1 pseudogene is annotated in these 284 nt (G+C 79.9%); it reads right to left on the minus strand.

From position 1 onward, the window contains the following. A pseudogene (locus LO771_RS30420) lies at positions 1 to 284 on the minus strand (hypothetical protein); the annotation flags it as partial.

Here is a 284-nt window from a genome sequence, read left to right on the forward strand (position 1 = left end):
CGGCCGGACCACCACGCCCGCGGGGATCCGGTCGACCACGCACCCGCCCGCGACGTGCGCCGGCAGGGAGTCGAACGACGGCTGCCAGGAGGGCGCCGGGAACCGGGGGCCGAGGCGCTCCCGGGATCCTCCGGCGGAGAACCGCTGCCAGCCGCCGTCCCGGGACCCGGGCGCGGCGGCGAACAGGGAGCCACCCGGGACGAACAGCACGCTCCCCTCCGGGGCGAGCACCCGCATGCCCCACGCGTCCGCGACCCTGCGGCCCAGGGCGGTGCGGTCCCGGG

It is taken from the genome of Streptacidiphilus sp. ASG 303 (genome assembly GCF_020991365.1).
Taxonomy (GTDB): Bacteria; Actinomycetota; Actinomycetes; order Streptomycetales; family Streptomycetaceae; genus Peterkaempfera.